Here is a 22,886-nt window from a genome sequence, read left to right on the forward strand (position 1 = left end):
AAAATGAATTTGATTCCTACAGTTATTGAACAAACAAACCGCGGCGAAAGAGCCTATGACATTTATTCCCGTCTGTTAAAAGACCGGATTATTATGCTGGGAAGCGCAATCGATGACAATGTGGCTAACAGCATTGTTGCACAGCTATTATTCCTTGAAGCTGAAAATCCTGAAAAAGATATTACCCTTTACATCAACAGCCCAGGCGGAAGCATCACAGCTGGAATGGCGATTTATGATACGATGCAGTACATAAAAGCAGATGTTTCAACTGTATGTATCGGTATGGCAGCATCAATGGGAGCCTTCTTACTTGCTGCTGGACAGACTGGCAAACGTTACGCATTGCCAAACGCTGAAGTCATGATTCACCAGCCGCTAGGCGGAGCTCAAGGCCAAGCAACTGAAATCGAAATTGCTGCTAAACGCATTCTTTTCCTTCGCGAAAAATTAAACGGCATCTTAGCAGAGCGTACAGGTCAGCCGCTTGAAGTCATTCAACGCGATACAGACCGTGATAATTTCATGACTGCTGAAAGAGCCAAAGAATACGGTCTAATTGACAGCATTATCACACGTAAGCCAACTGAATTAGATAAAAAATAATCAAAAAAGCAATCGACTTCAAAGTCGGTTGCTTTTTAATTTACCAAAAAAAGGATTCAGTCTCTGCCGAATCCTTTTCTCATTAATGTTCTTTTTGAATAAAAGTAGATAACGCATCAATTGCTTTATCTTCATCTTCTCCATCTGCAATGATATTAATAGACACTCCAGAACCGACAGCAAGGCTCATTAGACCCATAATGCTTTTTGCATTTACTTTCTTGCCATCCTTTTCTAGAAAAATATCTGCAGAATAGCGGTTAGCCTCTTGGACAAACAGGGCCGCAGGACGTGCTTGAAGGCCCGTTTTCAATTTAACTTCGATTTCTTTTGTCACCATAATCCAATTCCTCCTCAAGTTGATTTTTATATACTTGTTACTTATTACACAAATAAGAACATGGGATTTTGACGCTAATTCCCAACACGGAGTTTATCAGCGATCTCATCTATTTTACGCAAGCGGTGATTAATACCAGATTTGCTAATGGCACCGCCAGACACCATTTCCCCTAATTCTTTCAATGTCACATCAGGATATTGAACCCGAAGTTCCGCAATCTCCCTAAGCTTGTCAGGCAGAACTTGCAAGCCGACGGTAGAGTCAATAAAGCGAATGTTTTCTACCTGTCTGATCGATGCTCCAATTGTTTTATTTAAATTGGCGGTTTCACAGTTCACTAGGCGATTAACAGAGTTACGCATATCCCTGACAATCCTGACATCTTCAAAACGGAGCAAGGCATTATGTGCACCTACAATATTTAGAAACTCGGTAATTTTTTCGGCTTCCTTTAAGTAAGTGATAAAGCCCTTTTTCCGTTCCAGCGTTTTACTGTTCAACCCAAATGTATTCATCAATTCACATAAAGAGTCATTATGCTCTTTATACAGTGAAGCTATTTCTAAATGATAGGAAGAGGTCTCTGGATTATTAACAGAACCTCCCGCAAGAAATGCTCCCCGAAGATAAGAACGCTTACAACACTTCTTTTTGATTAATTCTGGAGAAATATCATGAATGAAGGTAAAACCTTCCCCAAGTATCTTCGTATCTTCTAAAATTTCTTTGGCCTGCTCCGCCAATCGAACAATGTACACATTGTTTTTCTTCAGCCTCATCTTTTTCCGAACTAAAAGTTCTACTTGAATTTGATAGCTTTTTTTCAATAATGTATAGATTCTCCTGGCAATCGCGGCATTTTCTGTTTGAATGTCAACTACTAACTTACGATTTGAAAAGGAAAGGGAACCATTCATGCGGATCAGCGCTGATAATTCAGCAAGATTGCAGCATGTTTTCACTTCCAAGTTAGTTAACTCTTTTTTTGTCTCCGAAGCGAAAGACATCCCCTCACCACCTTTAAAAAGAAACTGCTCTTAATCGATATGGTTATACTTATTACGATTCATAACGCTTTTTAGTTTCATCTATTAGTAAATTATATAAAAGTTTGGCTACTTTTTTTGGATCGTGCCTTAAGGCCCCATTTTCTTGATAGGCAATATCCGCATGAACGACCTCAAGACCAAGTTTAGATAACGCCGGCAGGTCGTAATGAACAGGATCCGCTAATTCCTCATTATAACGGAGCTGTACATCGGGCGGAATTTCTTCATTGTTCACCAGAATGGTATTGATAAAGGCACAGCTCATGTGATCATAGAGAGCCTTCACATGATCACTCGCTGTAAACCCGTGCGTCTCTCCCGCCTGTGTCATCAGGTTGCAAATATACACCTTTTTGGCATGAGAACGGCACAATTCATCCCCTAAGCGAGGGACAAGTAAATTAGGCAAGATACTGGTATATAAACTGCCTGGTCCAATGATAATTAAATCAGCCTGACGAATGGCTTGAATCGACTCAGGTAAGGGCCTGATGCTGCTTTTAGAAGTAAGGAAAACCCGTTTAATTTTTTTCCCTGAGTAAGGGATTTTAGATTCACCTGAAACGATAGCGCCGTCCTCCATTTCAGCATGCAAGACAACGCTTTGGTTCGCAGCCGGCAGCACCTTCCCGCGCACATTGAGAATTTTGCTCATTTCTTGGATGGCATGAACAAAATTTCCCGTAATGGAGGTCATGGCAGCAAGAATTAAATTCCCTAATGAATGACCGGAAAGTTCATTCGCAGTTTTAAAGCGATGCTGAAACATCTCCTCAACGAGCGGTTCAACATCTGACAGGGAGGCTAACACATTGCGAATGTCGCCAGGAGGCGGAATATGAAGATTTTCTCGCAAGCGGCCCGAACTGCCACCATCATCCGCAACTGTCACAATGGCAGTGATATCAACAGGATACTGCTTTAATCCCCGCAAAAGTACGGGTAATCCAGTTCCACCGCCAATGACGACAATGCGAGGCTGTCCTATCTCTCTCATGTTGTTTTTTCCTTTCTCCTCTCGATGTCACGATGCGAAACAATGGTTTTATAATCTTTTTGGAAGAAATGGCCGATACTTTCTGCCAATGCTACCGAACGGTGCTGCCCGCCGGTACAGCCAATGGCAATGACAAGCTGTGCTTTCCCTTCCCTTTTGTAATGAGGCAGCATAAAACTAAGCAAGTCTGTTACCTTTTCCAAAAACTTCTGCGTTTCATTCCATTTCAATACATAGCTCGCAACGTCCTCATCCAGGCCTGTTTTCGGGCGCATATGTTCAATATAATGAGGATTTGGCAAGAAACGCACATCAAAGACTAGATCAGCGTCGATTGGAATTCCATATTTAAACCCAAAGGACATCACATTGACCGTAAACATTAATTGTTTATTCGTGGTGAATTCAGTTAATATTTTCTCACGTAATTCACGTGGTTTCATCTGGGAAGTATTGTAAACCAATTGTGCTCTGCCTTTTAATTCTTCCAAAAGTTCGCGCTCCAGCGTTATTCCTTCAAGTGGAAGTCCGGTAGGTGCAAGCGGATGGGTCCGTCTTGTTTCCTTGTATCTTCGCACCAATGTGGCATCGTCCGAATCTAAAAATAAAATCTGCGGCGTTACCCAAGAGGTTTCGGCCAATTCATCCAATCCTTTAAATAAATGGTCAAAGAATTCTCTGCCGCGCAAGTCCATAACGAGGGCAACTTTATTCATTTTATTCCCAGACTCTTTCATTAGTTCAAGGAATTTTGGAAGAAGTGTAGGAGGTAAATTATCAACACAGAAGAACCCCAAATCTTCAAAGCTTTGAACCGCGACTGTTTTTCCAGCACCAGACATTCCAGTGATAATGACCATCTGGGTTTCGCTTGTCGAACCGGTACTCATCATACATTCCCCCTATTTTTAACTTGGATCTAATCGATAACTGAGTAACTCAAAGTCACTTGTATAAGTAAACGTTCCGTAAATAATTCCTTTACCATGAATCATATAATCAATGATATGCAGATCGCCCGCTGCCATTGGCAGACCTTTTATTTGATCAACCGGCTGCCACTCAAGCTTTCCTTCTTCTGACTCATCAAGATCCACCCCGTCAGAATCCGTTGCCACGAACGTAAACATCATCCATTCGGACAATAGCTGGTCGCCATCCTTCATAATCATTGTAAAAATTCCCTTTAATTGCGGGTTCTTTAGATAAATGCCTGTTTCTTCACGAAATTCTCTGATACAAGAATCTCGAACAGACTCGCCTGGTTCCATTTTTCCGCCTGGGGCCACCCACCAGCCGCGGCGCGGTTTTTGCAATAATAGTACTTGGTTATTTCGAATTAATACACAATTGGTAACCCGCTGCACTTATTTCACCTCTTTAGAAGTGCACATGTGCCGATTGGCACAAGTTGAAATTTAGAAGAACAAGCAACTATTTGAAGCTTGTATCATCACTTGTTATTTATTCTTTTCATTATACTATTTTTGATAATCAGTCACAATGAATAGAAATTTTATATTTTTACACCAAAAGCGGAAGCCCCTAGGCGCTGCAGCTAGACGATACTTCATTAGATACTTCATAAACAAAAAAAGAGCACAAGCTTCTTAAGCCTGTGCTAAAAAGGTATATATTTTTAAAGGGGGTCAATTTCCTTTATTTTACCTTATTTTTGTTTCACTACTGTTACAGAAAAATGATAAAAGGGTTACTTTTTTAATTTCAATTCTTCCATAAGCTCTTCCACAAAGTGCTGTGCACTTTGTGCAGCAATACTTCCGTCACCGGTCGCTGTGACAATCTGACGAAGCATTTTTTCACGAATATCCCCAGCTGCAAAAATACCTGGTACCCTTGTTTCCATACGGTCATTGGTTTCGATGTAGCCATTTTCATTGGTGATGCCAAGGGTTTCAAATGGTTTGGATAGCGGCACCATTCCTATATAGATGAACACTCCATCTGCCGGCAATTCCTGTTCTTCTCCATTTTGCGTAGAAACAAGAGTAACACTGCCTACTTTTCCATCTTTATCATTAATCGATTTAATGGTGTGGTTCCAGATAAAATCAACCTTTTCGTTAGCGAATGCACGATCCTGAAGAATCTTTTGGGCACGAAGCTGGTCACGTCGGTGAACAATCGTTACCTTTGACGCAAAACGGGTTAAATAGACGCCTTCTTCAACAGCAGAGTCTCCCCCGCCAATAACAAACAGTTCTTTTCCTTTGAAGAATGCTCCGTCACAAACGGCACAATAAGAAACTCCGCGTCCGCCTAGTTCTTTTTCACCTGGTACTCCGACTTTTTTGTACTCCGCACCAGCTGTAATGATTACCGCGCGAGCTTTATACTGTTTGGAACCGGCGTTAACAATTTTGTAATCGCCATGGTCTTCGATGCCTTTAATATCACCATATGCATATTCAGCACCGAATTTTTTCGCATGCTCAAACATTTTTGTTGATAAATCGGGGCCTAAAATGCTCTCAAAACCAGGATAGTTCTCAACATCCTCGGTGTTAGCCATTTGCCCGCCCGGCATTCCTCGTTCAACCATAAGTGTGGACAGATTGGCGCGAGAGGTATAAACAGCTGCTGTCATCCCTGCAGGACCAGCACCAGCAATAATCACGTCATAAATTTTTTCTTCTGACATCTATTTCACTCCTTACCTTCCTATATAAAAAAATACGATTAAGTATTAGTATTCCCACTTAATCGTATAAAACAATTGGATTATAGTCCACGAATATGCTTTATTGTAGATAATTGTTAACCAATTTTACATATTTGCCAATGGTCGCAGGTGACAGACCATAATGGCCAGCGATTTCCTGCTGGGAAACTTTTTCGCTACGCAGTTTATGCCACAGATATTCGACTGCCCCAGCCCAAGCCCGCTTATTACTCAAATTAAGGTCTGTCTTGGAAGCTTCGGCGAATACTGAAAACCAAAGCAGATATAAACCTGACTCAACCGTCCCAATGGGCTGATGCTTTTCATACATTAGTTCAGCAACTTCCTGGGCATCAGATGCTTTCCCCAAGCGAATCATAGAGAGATAATCCTTTTCTAGATTGGTCAGCTTTTGATTTTGGATGAGCCTGCTGTTATTAAGAAGCTCCTCTTTTTTACTCGAAACAGTTGTCAAAAAAAGCGCAAATAACCGTTCTTCTATATAGTCACTCTCTAGCTTTTGGAAAATGGATTCTGTCAGTTCTTCAAACCCGTTTACCGCTGGCTTTTCTTGGTTCCAAGGTTCTTGACCCTCTTTATCGGGAGACATTTCAAGTACCTTTTTCCAAATATTTTTAGCGAAATTTTCATAACCGGTGTAGAATGCTGAGTTAGCAAGCCAGTAATAAAATGGCCCATCCCCGTCAAAACCGTGCTTATATAGTTTTTTCAACCAAAGATACGCCAGTTCATATTTACCTACTAGCGCAAAAGTCGCGCCCAGTTTATATTGCTGCTCACTTAGAAGCGGCTGGACCTTTTGCAAAACCTCGAGTAATTCAGCGGCCTTCTCTGATTGGTCTTGATAGTGTGCAAACACAAGCTTGTTACAGAGGGCGTGGAAATTGCCAGGATTTCGTTCTATTACTTCTTCTAAAATAGCTTCTGCTTTTTCCACTTTACCTAGATAAAAGTAGGCTAAAGCAAGATTATTATAAGCAGACCAGTATTCCGGATATTCCTTGACGACATCTTTGAGCAGCTCGATTGCCTTTGGAAAATAGCCGGATTCCAATAGACCACGCGCTTGCTCTTGTTTGATGATGAGGTCATCCTGCTCATAGAGCTCCTCATCAAATTCTTCCGCCTCCAAAGTAAGTACTTCTAATAATTCTTCGGTATCATCGGAAAAGTCGCCTTCCGGATCAAGCTGCAAATAGAGCTTGCTGTGATGATAGGCATCTTTAAAAAATCCCATATGGGCATAATTATTTGCTAAAAAGTAATGGCATTCAGCCATTTCTGGGTCAAGCTCTTCGAGGATTTGATGTAGGAGTCGGTTGGATTGTTCGAATTCACCAAGCTCTGTCGAAACAATCGCCAGCTGGCATGTAATCATCGGTTCACCTGGCTCAAGCTGAATGGCCCGTCCGAGATATTTCTTTGCCTTAATAAAATCCCGACGATGGTATGCTTTGATTCCCTTTGTGAAATAGTATTCACCTGTAGGAACAAATGATAATATTTTTCCTTTTTGAATTCTTGCCTTCGCTTCTTTCACCATGAAGTCCTCCACATGTTTCAACATAACTTATGCATTATATCATATTTAGGGTCCATTCGAGAAGGGGAATGTTGGAATGATCATTCGATTAAAGGGATCAACCTATACAACTGTAGACTCAATCTAAAAAACAAAAAACCGAGCCCTATTAGGACCGGTCTTTGTGTCTTTCTTCCAGTGTTCTCAGTACTTCCTTAAATGGAAGCTCTTGTTCCACCAATAAAACTTGGAGATGATAAAGCAAATCAGCCGCTTCCCATCTTAATTCCTCATGATCACGATTTTTTGCAGCAATGATTACTTCTGCTGCCTCCTCGCCGACCTTTTTCAAAATTTTATCGACGCCTTTTTCAAACAGGTAAGTAGTGTACGCACCCTCTGGACGCTCTTTTTCACGTTCTAAGATGACTTTTTCTAGCGATTGCAGAATCTGATAATCTGCTAAATTGGCTTCACGCTCTACAACCCGTTCAGAAAAACAACTGACGGCACCGGTGTGGCAGGCAGGTCCTTTCGGATAAACCTGAACTAATAACGCATCTTGGTCGCAGTCATAATTGATGCTGGCAACCGTCTGTGTATTTCCGCTTGTCGCGCCTTTATGCCACAACTCCTGACGGGAGCGGCTGTAAAACCATGTTTCTCCTGAATCAATCGTCTTTTTCAATGATTCCTCGTTCATATAAGCGAGAGTTAAAACCTCTTTTGTGTCTGCATCTTGGATAATAGCGGGGACGAGCCCCTTTTCATCAAATTTTACGTTCATCGTATGCTCACTCCTTTTTCCCTTAAAAAGCCCTTGACCTCATCAACAGATGTTTCTTTATAATGAAAAATTGAGGCAGCAAGGGCTGCGTCTGCTTTTCCGGCTAAAAAGGCCTCAGCAAAGTGATCGGCATTTCCTGCTCCGCCCGAAGCGATGACAGGAATGGTTACAGCTTCACTTACCGCTTTAGTCAACTCTAAATCAAATCCATCTTTCTCTCCGTCACTGTCCATGCTTGTCAACAGGATCTCACCGGCGCCAAGCTCGGCGGCTTCCACAGCCCACTCGACTACCTTTTTCTCTGTCGGTGTCCGGCCGCCATGGGTGTAGACACGCCAGGTTCCAATCTCCGGATCATATTTAGCATCAATGGCGACAACGATACATTGGGAACCAAAGTAATCAGCGCCTTCTTTGATTAATCCTGGATTTACGACTGCTGCTGTGTTCAGTGACACTTTATCGGCACCCGCGCGGAGAATTCTTTTCATATCCTCGAGGGCATTGATTCCCCCGCCAACCGTGAACGGAATCGCCAGCTCCGATGCTACTGCCTTAACGACTTCTACCATGGTTTTCCGGCCTTCAACCGAAGCGGAAATATCAAGGAACACGAGTTCATCTGCCCCTTGCTCATCATAAAACCGTGCCAGTTCAACCGGATCGCCGGCGTCGCGCAGCTGGACAAATTGAATTCCTTTGACTACCCGGCCGTCTTTTACATCAAGGCAGGGGATAATACGCTTTGTTAATGTCACTTGGTCCCCACCTCTTCCAAAGCTTCCTTTAGAGTAAAGCGATTTTCATAAAGGGCCTTCCCTACAATCGCTCCATTGATCCCTTTTCCTGCGATGGCCTGTAAATCTTCGAGACTGCTGACCCCGCCAGAGGCAATCACATTTTTCCCAGTGGCTTCTGCCATTTCACAAACGGCATCAATATTTGGACCTGCTAAGGTTCCATCTGTAGCGATATCAGTAAAAATAAATGTTTCGGCACCTGCATCAGCAAATCGCTTGCCAAGCTCAACCGCTTTTACGGAAGAGGTATCAAGCCAGCCATGTGTAGCGACATAACCGTTTTTCGCATCGATTCCAACAGCAATCTTTTCGCCATACTTTTGAATCATCTCGATAGCAAACTCCGGATTCGAAACAGCAATACTGCCGATAATGACACGGTCCACGCCGTTTTCAAGATAATGAAGAATATCCTCTTCCGTCCGGATTCCACCGCCAATTTGAACTTTTGCGTCTAAGTTTTGCGCCGCCTCAATGACAAACCGGTCATTCACGCGCTTACCGTCTTTGGCCCCATCAAGGTCGACCATATGAATCCATTCGGCGCCGGCTGCAGCAAAGCTTTTTGCCATTTCAAAAGGGGAATCCCCATAAACGGTTTCCTTTCCGTAGTCTCCCTGAAGGAGACGAACACATTTTCCGCCGCGCATATCGATTGCCGGATAAATTGTTAAACTCATCGAACCGTCTCCCTTTCAGCAGCCAATTTTAAAAAGTTATTTAATAAAGCCATCCCAAGTCTGCTGCTTTTTTCAGGATGAAATTGCATGCCAAAGATGTTATTTTTCCCAACCACCGCTGATACTTGTTCGTGGTAGTCTGCCTTTGCCAACAGGGCGTCGTTGCTTCCGGCATCGACAAAATAGGAATGGACGAAATAAACGTAGTCTTCGTTTAGGTCTTTTAATAAAGGTGAATCTTTAACAAATTCGAGCCGGTTCCAGCCCATATGCGGGACTTTGTAAGTTTCGCCTTCTGGAGTGGTCCCCGGAAATCGGCGGACCTTTCCTTCTAGCAAACCTAATCCCTTAGTTGGACCATTTTCTTCACTTTCTTCAAAAAGGAGCTGCATGCCGAGGCAGATGCCCAATAGAGGTTTGCCTGTCGCGGCAAATTCATGGATGGTTTCAACCGGCAGCCGTTCCATTGCATCACGGAAAGAACCCACGCCCGGAAGAATTAAGGCATCGGCATGAAGTAATTCCTCTTTGTCTGCGGAAATAAAATAGTTGGCGTCAAGCCGCTCAAGGGCTTTGCTTACGCTAAAAAGATTTCCCATCCCGTAATCTACGATTCCGATCATTTCTGTCACCTTCCTCTGATGGTATGTATAGTATCGCCTTAGGCTGTTAGAGCATCCCTTTAGTGGAAGGCACGCCTTTGATACGTGGATCAATAGTGGTTGCTTCATCCAGCGCTCTTGCTAATGCTTTAAACACAGCTTCGATCATATGGTGTGTGTTTTGTCCATAATGTACAATGACATGAAGGTTCATTCGGGCCTCAAGCGCCAGTTTCCAAAGGAATTCGTGAACAAGCTCCGTATCAAACGTGCCAACCTTTTGGCTTGGGAATTCGGCACGCATTTCGAGGTGCGGACGGTTGCTAAGGTCTACAACTACTTGTGCGAGCGCCTCATCCATTGGAACGAATGCATTTCCGTAACGCTTGATGCCGCGTTTGTCACCTAAAGCTTCACGAAGTGCCTGACCTAAACAAATCCCGATATCTTCTGTGGTGTGATGGTCATCGACTTCAATATCTCCTTGGGCATCGACGGTTAAATTAAATTGTCCGTGCTTGGTAAACAAGTCAAGCATGTGGCTCATAAATGGGACGCCAGTTTCAAGATTGGAACTGCCTTCTCCGTCAATATCAAACGCTAGTTTAATTTTTGTTTCGCCGGTATATCGTTCAACACTTGCTGATCTTTCCATTTTAAGATACCCCTTTACTCTTTCTAATTATCGTTCTTCAATCTCGTCTCAACCGCTCGTGCATGTGCCTCGAGCCCTTCCATGCGGGCGAACTTGGCGATTTTTGCTCCATTTTCCTTTAATGCCTTCTCACTATATATAATGACACTAGATTTCTTTTGAAAATCATCAACATTCAGCGGACTAGAGAAACGGGCTGTTCCATTCGTCGGCAGCACATGATTGGGTCCTGCGAAATAATCGCCCACTGGTTCAGAGCTATATCGACCGACAAAAATGGCCCCCGCATGACGAATTTTCCCCAAAAGTTCGATTGCATTTTCCGTGATTACTTCGAGATGCTCTGGAGCTAACTGATTGACCGTTTCAACTGCTTCATCGAGATCAGCTGTTACATAAATCGCACCATAATCGGCAATCGAACGGGCAGCGATTTCTTTCCTTGGCAATACAGCAAGCTGTTTTTCCACTTCTTCAGCAACCGCCTCTGCTAATGCAAGTGAAGGTGTTACAAGCACACTGCAGGCGCGCGGGTCGTGTTCAGCCTGTGATAATAAATCAGCAGCCACCTCATCCGCCCGGGCAGTATCATCTGCTAAAACGGCGATTTCACTTGGACCGGCAATCATATCAATATCAACATCGCCAAATACTTCACGTTTCGCTAAAGCGACAAAAATATTACCTGGACCGGTAATCTTATCAACAGGAGCAATTGAATCTGTTCCATAAGCAAGGGCAGCAACCGCTTGGGCTCCGCCTACTTTAAAAATTTCTTTGACACCCGCTTCTTTTGCCGCCACTAGTACGGCTGCAGGAAGCTTCCCTTCCGAGTCCGGCGGTGACACCATCACAATCCGCTTTACCCCCGCTACCTGTGCCGGAATGACATTCATTAACACGGAAGATGGATAAGCAGCTGTTCCGCCAGGTACATATACGCCAACCGAATCGAGCGGAGTGATTTTTTGGCCAAGAACCGTTCCATTCTCTTCTGTGGTCATCCAAGAAGGACGGAGCTGCTTTTCATGAAAAGACTTAATATTCTCTGCAGCTTCTCGAACGATTTCAATATACTCCTGATCTACCTCTTGATAGGCAGCTTCCAATTCACCTTCGGTTACAGAAAAAGAAGATAATTGTACGCGGTCAAATTTCTCCGTAAACTCTTTTAATGCCTCATCACCGCGAGTGCGAATTGCTGAAATTATTTCTTTAACAACTGCAAGCTGCTCGGAGGTGCCTGATTCAATTGACCGTTTAATTGAAACAAGGTCATCTACTTTTAAGATTTTCATATTTCAAACCTCCATTAAACTACTTCACTAAGTCGTTTCACCATATCATCAATCTGTTGATCTTTGATTCGATAGCTGACGGGATTGACGACAAATCGCGAAGTGACATCCTTAATACGTTCATACTCCACAAGTCCATTTTCTTTCAATGTCCGTCCAGTAGAAACAATATCGACAATCCGGTCAGATAACCCGATGATTGGTGCCAGCTCAATCGAGCCATTTAATTTAATGATTTCCACCTGTTCCCCCTGCTCACGGAAGTAAGCCTCGGCCACATTCGGATACTTGGTCGCAACCCTTGGTGCAACGTCATTCATTTTGGTATCAGGAAGACCTGCTACAGCCAGATAGCAGTAGCTGATTTTTAAATCAAGAAGTTCGTACACATCGCGCTCTTCTTCCAGCAATACATCCTTCCCGGCAATCCCGACGTCTGCCACGCCATGTTCCACATAGGTAGCAACATCCATTGGCTTGGCTAAAATAAACCGCAGGCCCTCTTCTGGAACGTCAATAATTAGTTTGCGTGAATCATCAAATTCTGGTGGAAGATTGTATCCCGCTTTGCGGAGCAGATCCACGGCCTCTATAAAAATACGCCCTTTTGGCATCGCTATTGTTAGTACGTTACTCATTCCGCGCGACCTCCAATTAAATAAGTTGTCTCGGCAAATCTTTTTGTAAATGCATCGAGATTTCTTACTCCGGTAATATCTTGGAGTACAGCCTTTTTCCCTTGCTCATGCATGCTTGCAGCCAATTCAAAAGCCTCTCTCCGTCGTTCCTGACTAAAGAAGATACAGTGAGTGTTATTTTCGACTTGGCCGCCGCTAAGTGCTTCAAGGAGCATATCCATACGAACGGCAAAACCTGTCGCGCTCGCTGTTTTTCCAAACTTCTCTATTAAACTATAGCGGCCGCCATTTCCGATTGGGAAACCAACATTTCCGGCATAGGCTTCAAAAAGAATCCCGGAATAGTAACTCATATGGCTGACGATCGTAAAATCAAATTTTACATACTCGGCAACGCCATAATCCTTAATTACGTCCCAAAGTTCCTTTAGTTCTAAAATGGCCTGTTTCCCTTTATCATTCTCAATAATATCGAGTGCCAAGCCCATCACTTCTTCTCCCCCGCGCAGCTCGAGAAGCTGTAAGAGTCTCTTTTTATCAATCGATGATAACGAAAGCGATTGGACGTGCTCACGGTAGCCGACATAATTTTTTTCAAATAAAAATTTACGTAATGCGGTGGCTCTGCCATTTGTTCCAAGGATCTGCACGAAAAGTTCGTTCGCAAAGCCTACATGTCCAATCGATACTTGAAATTGCTCCAGTCCCGCTTTTTTAAGAGAGGAAATCAACAGGGCAATAACCTCGCCGTCACAGGAAACTGTTTCTTCATTGAGGCATTCCACACCGATTTGTTCAAATTCAGCCGGACGTCCCCCTTCGCGCTGCTGTGCACGAAAGACATTGGCGGAGTATGCAAGCCTTACAGGAAGGTCCTCATTTAACAGCTTTGATGCCGCTACCCGGGCAATCGGAGCTGTCATATCAGGTCGAAGTACGAGAGTATGGCCTTCTTTGTCGAGTAATTTAAAAAGCTGCTGGTCATCGATTGCTGATGCAGCTCCAACTGTTTCGTAATATTCAAGTGTTGGGGTTTCAATAAATTGGTATCCCCACAGTTTCATCGTATCTGCCATGAAGGTACGAACACGATGTTTCTTCTCATATAGTTCGGGCAGTGTATCCCGCATTCCCAGCGGCTTTTCAAACATAAACAAGCGACTCATTTTGTTCATCCTTTATCTTCAGATTTTATAGTATTTTTCAGAATCCTTTAGTCTGCTAATGTGATAATATACTAAAGTTTACTCTTTTATATAGGTCACGTCAAATAAAAACTTTAGAGTTTCTTTCTATTTTAAACTAGTTTTACTGACTGTACGCAATAAATTTATCGAATTTTCACGAGATTCGGTGGAATTTGTTTTTTTCAGCCGAAAAAAAACACCCCTCAACATAAGTCAGGAGTGCCTTTTTAAAAAAATTATTGGAATTTCGGATTACTTTTTACTAGTTTTACTGAAGTTACCTCACTTGTATTCCCAGCAGCATCTGTAGCTGTGAAGGTTAAAACTGTATCATGTGTCTGAGCAGATTTAAAGGAAATCGTGAATACTCCTTTTTGATTTGCTTCAACACTGCCTAGCAATGTTTGACCTTTGTAAACTTTTACAGCGGCACCTGCTTCCGCTTTTCCAGTTACACTCTTTGCAGGGGCAATCATTTGTCCTACTTTAGGTGCGTCTGGAGCAACATTATCAAGCACAATTCTGCCTTCAATTTCTGCTGACACTGATCCGGAAATGGACTTAATGTAGTTTACAAATGCATCAAGGTCTGGACCCCAAGTTACGCGGTTGGTTCCTTGTTTAAGAACAACAAATCCGTCGCCGCCGTCAGCCATGAAGTTATTAACGGTTACGGAATAAGTTTTATTAGGGTCAATTTTCGAACCATCTGGAAGGTAAATATCAACGACCTTTTGACCAAGCGGGAAGTTATTGGACCAAGTATATTTCAAACCAGAAATTTGCATAATTCGGTTGCGATCAGCGGCAAACTGCTGATTTAATAAAGTCCTTACCTGCTCACCAGTAATATTCATGGAAACAATATCGTTGCCGAATGGCTGGATGGCGAATAATTCTCCCCATGTAATCGGACCTGCATCCTTGATATCATCACGAATCCCGCCAATATTCATAAACGCAAAGTCTGTATCAGTAGCCGCTCTCATACCATCAGCGATTAAGTTACCGAGCGCAGCTTCTCCTGATTCATTAGTCGAACGGGAAATTGGCGCAGCCGCCTGCCCTACTACTTCACTAGTGATTGGAGCCACATCTGCCTGATATTGATCCATCTCTGCCTTAATTTTTGCATCAAGATGGGCAGCATCTTGGAAGGTTGTCACAATTTCAGCCTGTTTCGAAACAATATCCTTTGTCACTGGGTCAATCGTTAAATCCACATCTGAGAATGCTGTTCCATAAGAATATGATTGAACAAGCAGCTTTCCGTCTACCGTGGAGTTTAAGTATTTATGGTCATGTGCTCCAAAAATAACATCCACTTCATCATCGACTGCTTTAGCAATATCGACGACTTTTCCTGTTGGGTTAGAGCCGTCTGTTGCTGATGTTCCAGGATCATGAGCAAGAACCACAATGGATTTAATTCCTTTTCCTTTCAACTCAGCCGCATACTTGTTAATCGCTTCTGCTTCGTCTGTAAATTTAACTCCGGCCACACCGCTTGGGGTAACAATGCTTGGAGTTTCCGTTGTCACAACACCGATAAAACCAACTTTCACACCGTCTACTTCTTTGACAACGTATGGAGGCAGAATCAACTGGTTGGTTTCTTCCTTTACGACGTTTGCCGCAATATAAGGGAAATTAGCACCTTCAAATGGACCATACTTATCGACCGTTTTCGGATGAGAACCGCCATTAATTAATCGCAACATTTCAGTTACGCCTTCATCAAATTCATGGTTACCAATTGTACCAACATCAAAACCAAGTTCGTTTAGAATTTTGATTGTTGGCTCATCTTGTAATAAAGCAGATACCGGACGGCTCGCACCAACCGCATCTCCTGCTTGTACCAATAAAGTATTAGAAGGATTTGCTGCTTCTCTTTCCTTTAAGTAACCAGCCAAATATTCAATCCCGCCGGCAGGCTTACCAGATACAGTAGCCTTATAGTCTAATTGACCGTGAAGGTCGTTGATACCTAATAATTGAACATGAACGTCTTGATCTAATTCATAGGTTTCATAACCTGCTTTTGTTGTCGAAGCTCCTAGATCTTTCACATTCGGAGTTTGTTCTAAGTAGTTTTTTGCTACAGGAGATGAGTTAAAAGTTAATGTCGCCTTGCCGCCAACCGGAGCGATCTTCCAGTTGTTGTCAGCAACAGGATTAACTGTGCCTTGATCACTAATATAGTCCATTAGGATCTGACGGTTTTCATATGGAGAATCAATCACAACCTGTGCTCCTCCGCCTACTAGTGGCGGGAAGCCGCCGCCGCCGCTGGCACGGTAATTGTTGGTTGCTACGATAAACTGTTGATCATCCGCAATTGGTGTTCCATCCATCATGGTAAAATTGATGATACGATGGGAATCAGGGTTTGCCAGTGCACCTGTGGCCCAGTTGTATCTAGCATCTTTGGTTATATCGATTTGATATTTAATTCCATCAAAAACATCATAATTGTATGGTCGGAAATCGTAATCTAGTAATTCCTGATTTCCTTCTGTATTCGGATCAATTTTCTTAAATTGAGCCGCTGACATTTCTAGCCATTCTTTTACTTGAGCACCATTTAACTTAACTGCTTTTAAGGTGTTGTTGAATAAATACAAATCATTGGCACTCTTAATAGAAAGTTCGCCTTTTTCGATATTTGTAAAATCACCGACACCGCCGCGTCCGCCTTTGAATGGGGCAGCAGCAGAAATAACTGGGATTCCTTTTAACTCGGGGGCTTTTGTTTGAACCCAATTATTCACATAGTCGATTTGGGCATTGTTGACGATTTGAACAGACGGGTCATCCATTACACGTGAGAAGTAGCTGTGCATTGGAATTTCAGTTTCGCCAATTTTCCCGCGAACATAGGCAAGTGTTCCCTCATGCTCAGGTTTTACATCCTCAACAATCGTTTGATCTAATTTGGTATCTGCATTTACTGGGCGGTTAACAGAGTTTGAGTTTGCCTTATCCACTGTCCACTTGCCGTCTTCGTCCTGAACCAGTGCTAAATCCAGCACACCTAGATTGTTCCCCCAATAACCGGCTTCAACGGCTTGAGTTCCATTAATTTTCCCGTTGGTATTATCAATATTGGATTTACCGTTAAATGAAGCATCACCAGGGAAGTTTACATGAGCATGTCCAAATAACATGGCGTCGATGGCAGGGACTTTTGTTAAATCATAGACTGCATTTTCAGCTTCCTCTTGTCCCTCTGATGTAATATCACAGCCGGAGTGGGCGATGGCGACAATCACATCTGCACCTTTTGCCTTCATTTCAGGGATAAACTTATTAGCCTGTTCCACAATATCCTTGGTGATCACTTTTCCTGTAAGATTATCCTTATCCCACTGCATGATTTGCGGCGGAGCGAAGCCGATGACTCCAACTTTAATAGTAGATTCATTACCCTCCGAATCTATTATTTTTTTATCTTTAATCTCATATGGAGTGAAATAGTTAACATCGTTATCAGGGTTAGTATCGTGGTCGTCTTTGTAAATATTTGCATTTACAATTGGGAACTTCGCCTCTTCTAATACATTGTCTAAGTAATCTAAACCATAGTTAAACTCATGGTTGCCGACAATTCCACCATCATATTTGAGATAATTCATCGCTCTCAAAATCGGGTGTGTATCATTTTCGCCAAGAGGTTTAATTCTATTCACATAGTCTGCAAGCGGGTTGCCTTGGATTAAATCCCCCGCATCAAAAAGCATGGAGTTTGAGACTTCGGACCGAGCCTGTTGGATTAACGTAGCTGTCTTAGCCAGTCCATAGTTAATGTCTTTACTGGTATCCTGATAATAATCATATGGCATGATATTTGAATGTAAATCGGTAGTTTCTAAGATACGGAGTGTAGCAGTATTTACTGTTGCTGCTTTCGCTTTGAAAGGTATCGAAGGTGATACTATTGTGCTGAGTACCAAAGCTGTCGCGGCTAATTTACTATATCTTTTTATATTCCTCTTTTTCATTTGCCTCTTCACCTATCCCCTTGAATAAATTTTCTTGCTAAGACCTCCATTTTTTATCTTTCTGATAATCCTCTCCTTTTTTAGGATTCAGAAAAATCACATCATCTGGCACCCGAAGAATTATCTATCTTTTCCTTTCGGCCAAAAATCGACGTTTTTTAATAGAAGAATATCATTCTATTAAGAGTCTGAATCTACTAGATTACCATGCCATATTATTATATAGTTCCAAATCAAGAACAAAAATGTGCCTTATTTCCTATTTTTAACAGAAAGTTTTCAAACAATATAAAAAAGTCTGATCAGATTTGACCAGACTTTTTTACTTTCGATAGATGGGGTCCTCTGCCCAGCGTTTTTCTAGTTCTTCTTTCGTATATATCACCCGCATCGGATTGCCGCCGACAAAGCACCCAGGAGGAACATCCTTATGAACTAACGTTCCAGCCGAGACGATCGCACCATTTCCTATCGTTATACCAGGAAGAATTGTAGAATTTGCTCCAATCATCACTTCATTCCCAATTTCGACATTCCCAAGCCGGTATTCTTTAATTAAATACTCGTGGGCTAGAATCGTGGTATTATAACCAATAACGGTGTTGCGGCCGACGCTGATTTTTTCAGGAAACATGACATCGAGCATCACCATTAAGGCGAAGGAGGTCTGTTCCCCCACTTTCACCTTAAGGAATGCACGGTACATCCAGTTTTTAATTTTTAAAAAAGGCATATACCTTGCTAACTGGATGACGATAAAATTTTTTACAACCTTCCAGAATGGAACCGTCTTGTAGACGTGCCACAATGAATTTGCCCCCTCAACAGGGTAGCGGGTCGTATTTCTCATCCTTCTCACTCTCCGAGAACGGTTAATAAGTCAGTCATGCTCTCCAGCATATAATCGGGTTCATAGCTTGCAACATAGTCACGGCCCTTAATCGACCAAGCCACACCTGCTGTTTGCGTTCCGGCATTTTTACCAGCTAAAATATCATGATAGTTATCCCCAACCATCATTGTCTCTGAAGGAGTGGAATTTAGCTGTTCGAGTGCTTTAAAAATGGGTTCCGGATCTGGCTTGGTTTTGGCTACATGTTCATAGGCTACAATGACTTCAAAATACTTTTCGAGGTTCATCAGCCGTAATCCTTTAAGCGTGACATCCAAGCGTTTAGTTGTCACTACTGCCAGTTTATAGCCCCGTTCCTTCAGCGTCTGAATTGTTTCCGATACTCCAATAAACTCTTTTACCAAATCGTCATGTTTGGAGATATTATAGTCACGATAAGCCGCGATCATTTCCTCCACCTGCTCCGGTACCTGGGTCATACCTCCAAATACTTCGTGAAGTGTTGGGCCGAGGAATGGCAGTACATCCTCACGTTTATACTTACTAGGAAAATACTTTTCCAGCGTGTGTAAGTAAGTCGTTATAATGAGTTCATTTGTATCGATTAACGTTCCATCTAAATCAAAGAGTATGGTCGTAATTTTGTTGGTCATAGCTGACTTCCTTTCTTCTAATAAGCTCTGTACGTTTCCAGATGGCTCCTAGGAATAACGTTAAAGCGCCCCTTATGATTCATTTGTCTGATCTAAGTAGTGCGCCGACGCCTTGTGTTTCGTCCGGCGATAAACTATAATTGCCGCTGCTATAACAATCAAAGCAATGGATATGGTTTGTGCCATCCGAAGGCTTCCAAGCATTAAACTGTCTGTTCGAAGGCCCTCAACGAAAAAGCGGCCAATCGAGTACCAAATCACATAAGATAAAAACAGTTCCCCGCGGCGGAAATTCACACGGCGGAGCAAGATTAATAAAATAAAGCCGGCAAAATCCCACAAGGACTCATAAAGAAAAGTCGGGTGGTAATAGACGCCATTGATATACATTTGATTAACAATAAAATCCGGCAAATGTAAGCTTTCAAGGAAGGACCTTGTTACTTCGCGTCCATGGGCCTCCTGGTTCATAAAATTTCCCCAGCGGCCAATGGCCTGTCCCAAAATAATACTTGGGGCGGCAATGTCAGCAATCTTCCAAAAGGAAATCCCTCTTTTTTTAGCAAACACAATGGTCGTGATGACCGAACCAATTAAGGCCCCATGAATGGCAATACCGCCATTCCAAATTTTAGGAATATCCGCAGGATGACTGCCATAATAATCCCATTCAAAAATAACATAATAAATCCGCGCCGAAATAATCGCGATGGGAATCGCCCATAGCATTAAATCAGCAAACGTGTCTTTCGGTAATCCCCTTCTGTTTGCCTCTCTGATTGCCAGATATAAGGCAAGTGCCAGACCGGAGCCGATAATAATCCCATACCAATGAACCTGAATGGGTCCTAATGAAAAGGCGATGGGATTCAATGGCTGAATGGTTTCGTTCATCTCTCATTTCTCCCCTTATTCCTGATCTCCCTCTTCAATTACATCTGCCAGACGGTCAGTAAATTGTTGTGCAGCATTGACACCTAACCGTTTTAAGCGGAAGTTCATGGCGGCCACTTCAATAATAACCGCTAGATTTCGCCCTGGACGAACCGGAACGGTTAATCTCGGTATTTCCGTATCAATAATTTTCATCTTTTCCTCATCTAAACCAAGACGGTCATACTGCTTTTTGGCATCCCAAATTTCCAGATTCATAATCAGCGTGATCCGCTTATGGCTGCGGACAGCCCCTGCACCAAATAGGGTCATGACATTAATAATCCCTAAACCGCGGATCTCTAACAAATGTTCAATTAAATCGGGGGAAGACCCTACCAATGTGTCCTGGTCTTCTTGACGAATTTCCACACAATCGTCAGCAACTAAACGATGTCCGCGCTTAACCAGTTCAAGTGCAGTTTCACTTTTACCAACGCCACTTTTTCCTGTAATTAAGACACCAATACCATAAACATCGACCAATACCCCGTGAACAGCAGTAGTTGGAGCAAGCTTACTTTCTAAAAAGTTCGTCAAACGGCTCGAGAATCGGGTCGTTACCATGTTTGTCCTTAACACAGGAACAGACTCGCGTTCAGATGCTTCAATCAGCTCATCAGGAACCTCAATTCCTCTTGTAACAATGATAGCCGGAGTGACATCCGTACATAGCCGCTCCATTCTCGAAGCGCGGTCGCTTGGAGAGAGTTCTTGAAAAAAGGATAGTTCTGTTTTTCCTAGCAGCTGGATGCGCTCAGCGGGATAAAATTCAAAATAGCCGGCAATTTCAATCCCCGGACGGGATATATCACTCACGGTAATTGGGCGGTTAATGCCTTCTTCTCCACTAATTAGTTCAAGTTGAAATTGCTCCAGAATATCTTTTGTGCGTACTTTTGGCAAGAAGTTTTCCTCCTTTAAGCGAATGTTTTAGTCATGAATAGAATTCATACCTTCTATTTTAGCATTTTTTGAAAAAGAACCAAATATTAGTTTTTCAAAAAGCAAAAAGGTGCACTCCGTATAAAGCCGGAGTACACCCTTGACGTTTATTTGGTTGCCTTTCTAGATGGATCGAACAATGTTTTTTGGATGATGATGTTAATGAGCGACATCAGTACGGCAAAGAACATGGCCATGCTAAAGCCGGCAATTTCAAAGTCAGTTCCCATCAAATAATCGGTCAGCTCAAGCGTAACGGCGTTAATGACAAACAGAAAAAGCCCCATCGTTAAAACCGTCACAGGTAAGGTCAATAAAATCAGAAATGGACGAACAAGTATATTTAAGATGGATAATAAAACACTCGCCTCGATGGCTGCAACAAAGCCGGTTAGCTGGAAGCTTTCGTGAAAATATCCGGCAAGTGCCATAAACAATATTGCATTGATTAAACAACCTATCAGCCATCTCATTTTTTAAGTCTCCTACTTTTCTTCTTTTGATTGGTGGATTGTGATGGATCCAGTTTTTGTATCGGCATACATGTAAGCCATCTGCTCTGGGTGATTAACTGATTGGAAACGCAGTGATTTTTGAATCATTTCACTTTTCTCCTCGAGCACCTGAATGCCAGTAAGGTTCACATGGAAGCCGCCTAGATTGGTCTTTAAGTTCCCATTTACCGGGAGGTCTTCGGGGATATAGAGGTCAATTCCCCCGGCAGCCGTTTTGACTTGAATGAATTCCGTTTGGTTTCCTTGTAGATTGACATTAATATTTCCATTAAACGACCCGGCCTCAAGTTTTCTTATTTCCCCATCCACTGAAATGGAACCGTTAATGGTTTCTGCCTCTACCTTTTCAAACTGACTTCTTTTTAGTTTAATCTTACCGTTTGCCGTTTCCAGTTCTGTTTTTTTGCCTGTTACATTTTCAAACGCTATTTTTCCATTTGCGGTTTTTACACGAAGTTCGTCTGCGTTCAATTGTTCCCCAGTAATCGGACCATTAAACAGTCTAACCCGAACTTGATTATAGACGGATTTTGGAACATATACGATTGCATCGACTTTCATCCATTTTTGTTGTGAACCGAATCGTAATTTTTCGTGCTCTACTGTGAAAGTAACATCTCGTAAAAAGTTTTGCCGGGCCTGATCCTGGTTGTCAACACGAAAAACTTTTGCCTGGCACTCGACGCGGATGTCCGGCTGCTCCCAGCCGACGAGTTTTACAGCCCCGTTGGCAACATCAATATTTATATCTTTTATTTCGGCGTTCCCTTGGTGAAAAATATGAGAAATTTCCACGGAGTGGCCAAAGTTTAGATCTAGATCTAGGTCTTTTACTTTTTTCAAGGCAAGATCAACAAATTCAAAGATTTTATCTTTTGTTGATTGATATTTTGCTTGGGATGGCTCTTCTTTTTTTGTTTCTTCAAATTGGACGGCGGTTGATAGTTCATTGACCATTTGAGCTTGTTTTTGCTCCATGTTTTGTTGTGTTTTTTCTAGTTCTTCAAGTAGTGCTAAGGCCTCATCAGCCTTGAGCTTTCCTTCTTCGACCATTTGTAAAATTCGTTTTCTTTCTTCTTTCATTTTGTCCACCTCGAGTTTTATGATTTTCTCAC

23 protein-coding genes are annotated in these 22,886 nt (G+C 42.5%); 1 reads left to right on the top strand and 22 read right to left on the bottom strand.

The annotated features are described in order from the left end of the window. Nucleotides 1-3 precede the first annotated feature (3 nt). On the top strand, nt 4-606 hold the full coding sequence (gene clpP / locus GXK58_RS10685) for an ATP-dependent Clp endopeptidase proteolytic subunit ClpP (protein ID WP_160722553.1): 603 nt from the start codon (nt 4-6) through the stop codon (nt 604-606). A gap of 82 nt (nt 607-688) precedes the next feature. Here clpP and GXK58_RS10690 read toward each other — a convergent pair whose 3' ends face one another. The 22 genes from GXK58_RS10690 to GXK58_RS10795 form a co-directional block, all read right to left on the bottom strand. Beyond that, on the bottom strand, nt 689-946 hold the full coding sequence (locus tag GXK58_RS10690; protein ID WP_160722555.1) for an HPr family phosphocarrier protein: 258 nt from the start codon (nt 944-946) through the stop codon (nt 689-691). Nucleotides 947-1,020: 74 nt separating this feature from the next. After that, a complete protein-coding gene (whiA, locus tag GXK58_RS10695; RefSeq protein ID WP_160722557.1) occupies nt 1,021-1,956 on the bottom strand; it encodes a DNA-binding protein WhiA in 936 nt (311 codons plus the stop codon). Between the two features lie 52 nt (nt 1,957-2,008). Beyond that, entirely contained in the window at nt 2,009-2,995 is a 987-nt protein-coding gene (locus GXK58_RS10700; protein ID WP_160722559.1) for a gluconeogenesis factor YvcK family protein, read from the bottom strand. Then, nucleotides 2,992-3,885, bottom strand: coding sequence for an RNase adapter RapZ (gene rapZ / locus GXK58_RS10705; protein ID WP_160722793.1), 894 nt, complete (start codon nt 3,883-3,885; stop codon nt 2,992-2,994). The genes GXK58_RS10700 and rapZ overlap by 4 nt, the downstream gene beginning before the upstream one ends. An 18-nt stretch (nt 3,886-3,903) precedes the next feature. Further along, nucleotides 3,904-4,362 carry an NUDIX hydrolase gene (locus GXK58_RS10710; RefSeq protein ID WP_160722561.1) on the bottom strand — a complete coding sequence of 153 codons (459 nt, stop codon included), beginning with the start codon at nt 4,360-4,362 and terminating at the stop codon, nt 3,904-3,906. A gap of 344 nt (nt 4,363-4,706) precedes the next feature. Further along, the gene (gene trxB, locus GXK58_RS10715) at nt 4,707-5,657 is read right to left on the bottom strand and encodes a thioredoxin-disulfide reductase (protein WP_160722563.1); all 951 of its coding nucleotides are present in this window, start codon (nt 5,655-5,657) and stop codon (nt 4,707-4,709) included. Nucleotides 5,658-5,757: 100 nt separating this feature from the next. After that, complete coding sequence (locus tag GXK58_RS10720) at nt 5,758-7,242, bottom strand: tetratricopeptide repeat protein (RefSeq protein ID WP_160722565.1); 1,485 nt, start codon at nt 7,240-7,242, stop codon at nt 5,758-5,760. A 148-nt stretch (nt 7,243-7,390) separates the two neighbouring features. Continuing rightward, entirely contained in the window at nt 7,391-8,008 is a 618-nt protein-coding gene (hisIE, locus tag GXK58_RS10725; protein WP_160722567.1) for a bifunctional phosphoribosyl-AMP cyclohydrolase/phosphoribosyl-ATP diphosphatase HisIE, read from the bottom strand. Next, a complete protein-coding gene (gene hisF, locus GXK58_RS10730) occupies nt 8,005-8,766 on the bottom strand; it encodes an imidazole glycerol phosphate synthase subunit HisF (RefSeq protein WP_160722569.1) in 762 nt (253 codons plus the stop codon). The genes hisIE and hisF overlap by 4 nt, the downstream gene beginning before the upstream one ends. After that, nucleotides 8,763-9,488, bottom strand: coding sequence for a 1-(5-phosphoribosyl)-5-[(5-phosphoribosylamino)methylideneamino]imidazole-4-carboxamide isomerase (hisA, locus tag GXK58_RS10735; RefSeq protein WP_160722571.1), 726 nt, complete (start codon nt 9,486-9,488; stop codon nt 8,763-8,765). Before hisA ends, hisF begins: the two co-directional genes overlap by 4 nt. After that, entirely contained in the window at nt 9,485-10,111 is a 627-nt protein-coding gene (gene hisH, locus GXK58_RS10740; protein WP_160722573.1) for an imidazole glycerol phosphate synthase subunit HisH, read from the bottom strand. Before hisH ends, hisA begins: the two co-directional genes overlap by 4 nt. A gap of 46 nt (nt 10,112-10,157) precedes the next feature. Continuing rightward, nucleotides 10,158-10,745 carry an imidazoleglycerol-phosphate dehydratase HisB gene (hisB, locus tag GXK58_RS10745; protein ID WP_160722575.1) on the bottom strand — a complete coding sequence of 196 codons (588 nt, stop codon included), beginning with the start codon at nt 10,743-10,745 and terminating at the stop codon, nt 10,158-10,160. A 23-nt stretch (nt 10,746-10,768) separates the two neighbouring features. Next, nucleotides 10,769-12,043 carry a histidinol dehydrogenase gene (hisD, locus tag GXK58_RS10750; RefSeq protein WP_160722577.1) on the bottom strand — a complete coding sequence of 425 codons (1,275 nt, stop codon included), beginning with the start codon at nt 12,041-12,043 and terminating at the stop codon, nt 10,769-10,771. A gap of 14 nt (nt 12,044-12,057) precedes the next feature. Next, nucleotides 12,058-12,681: an ATP phosphoribosyltransferase gene (hisG, locus tag GXK58_RS10755; protein WP_160722579.1), complete on the bottom strand. Its 624-nt coding sequence runs from the start codon at nt 12,679-12,681 to the stop codon at nt 12,058-12,060. Beyond that, nucleotides 12,678-13,847, bottom strand: a complete 1,170-nt coding sequence (locus tag GXK58_RS10760) for an ATP phosphoribosyltransferase regulatory subunit (protein WP_160722581.1) — start codon at nt 13,845-13,847, stop codon at nt 12,678-12,680. The genes hisG and GXK58_RS10760 overlap by 4 nt, the downstream gene beginning before the upstream one ends. Nucleotides 13,848-14,104: 257 nt before the next feature. Next, nucleotides 14,105-17,872 carry a bifunctional 2',3'-cyclic-nucleotide 2'-phosphodiesterase/3'-nucleotidase gene (locus tag GXK58_RS10765; protein ID WP_160722583.1) on the bottom strand — a complete coding sequence of 1,256 codons (3,768 nt, stop codon included), beginning with the start codon at nt 17,870-17,872 and terminating at the stop codon, nt 14,105-14,107. Between the two features lie 322 nt (nt 17,873-18,194). Further along, entirely contained in the window at nt 18,195-18,722 is a 528-nt protein-coding gene (locus GXK58_RS10770; protein WP_160722585.1) for an acyltransferase, read from the bottom strand. A 5-nt stretch (nt 18,723-18,727) separates the two neighbouring features. Continuing rightward, the gene (gene ppaX, locus GXK58_RS10775; RefSeq protein ID WP_160722587.1) at nt 18,728-19,378 is read right to left on the bottom strand and encodes a pyrophosphatase PpaX; all 651 of its coding nucleotides are present in this window, start codon (nt 19,376-19,378) and stop codon (nt 18,728-18,730) included. Between the two features lie 72 nt (nt 19,379-19,450). Beyond that, entirely contained in the window at nt 19,451-20,272 is an 822-nt protein-coding gene (lgt, locus tag GXK58_RS10780; RefSeq protein ID WP_160722589.1) for a prolipoprotein diacylglyceryl transferase, read from the bottom strand. 15 nt (nt 20,273-20,287) lie between these two features. Further along, nucleotides 20,288-21,217 (bottom strand): HPr(Ser) kinase/phosphatase, encoded by a 930-nt coding sequence (hprK, locus tag GXK58_RS10785; RefSeq protein WP_160722591.1) that lies wholly within the window; start codon nt 21,215-21,217, stop codon nt 20,288-20,290. 146 nt (nt 21,218-21,363) lie between these two features. Further along, nucleotides 21,364-21,729, bottom strand: coding sequence for a phage holin family protein (locus GXK58_RS10790; RefSeq protein ID WP_160722593.1), 366 nt, complete (start codon nt 21,727-21,729; stop codon nt 21,364-21,366). A gap of 12 nt (nt 21,730-21,741) precedes the next feature. Further along, entirely contained in the window at nt 21,742-22,854 is a 1,113-nt protein-coding gene (locus tag GXK58_RS10795; RefSeq protein ID WP_160722595.1) for a DUF4097 family beta strand repeat-containing protein, read from the bottom strand. Nucleotides 22,855-22,886: the final 32 nt, after the last annotated feature.

This window comes from Bacillus sp. USDA818B3_A (assembly GCF_009928415.1).
In the GTDB taxonomy this organism is placed as follows: Bacteria; Bacillota; Bacilli; order Bacillales; family Cytobacillaceae; genus Neobacillus.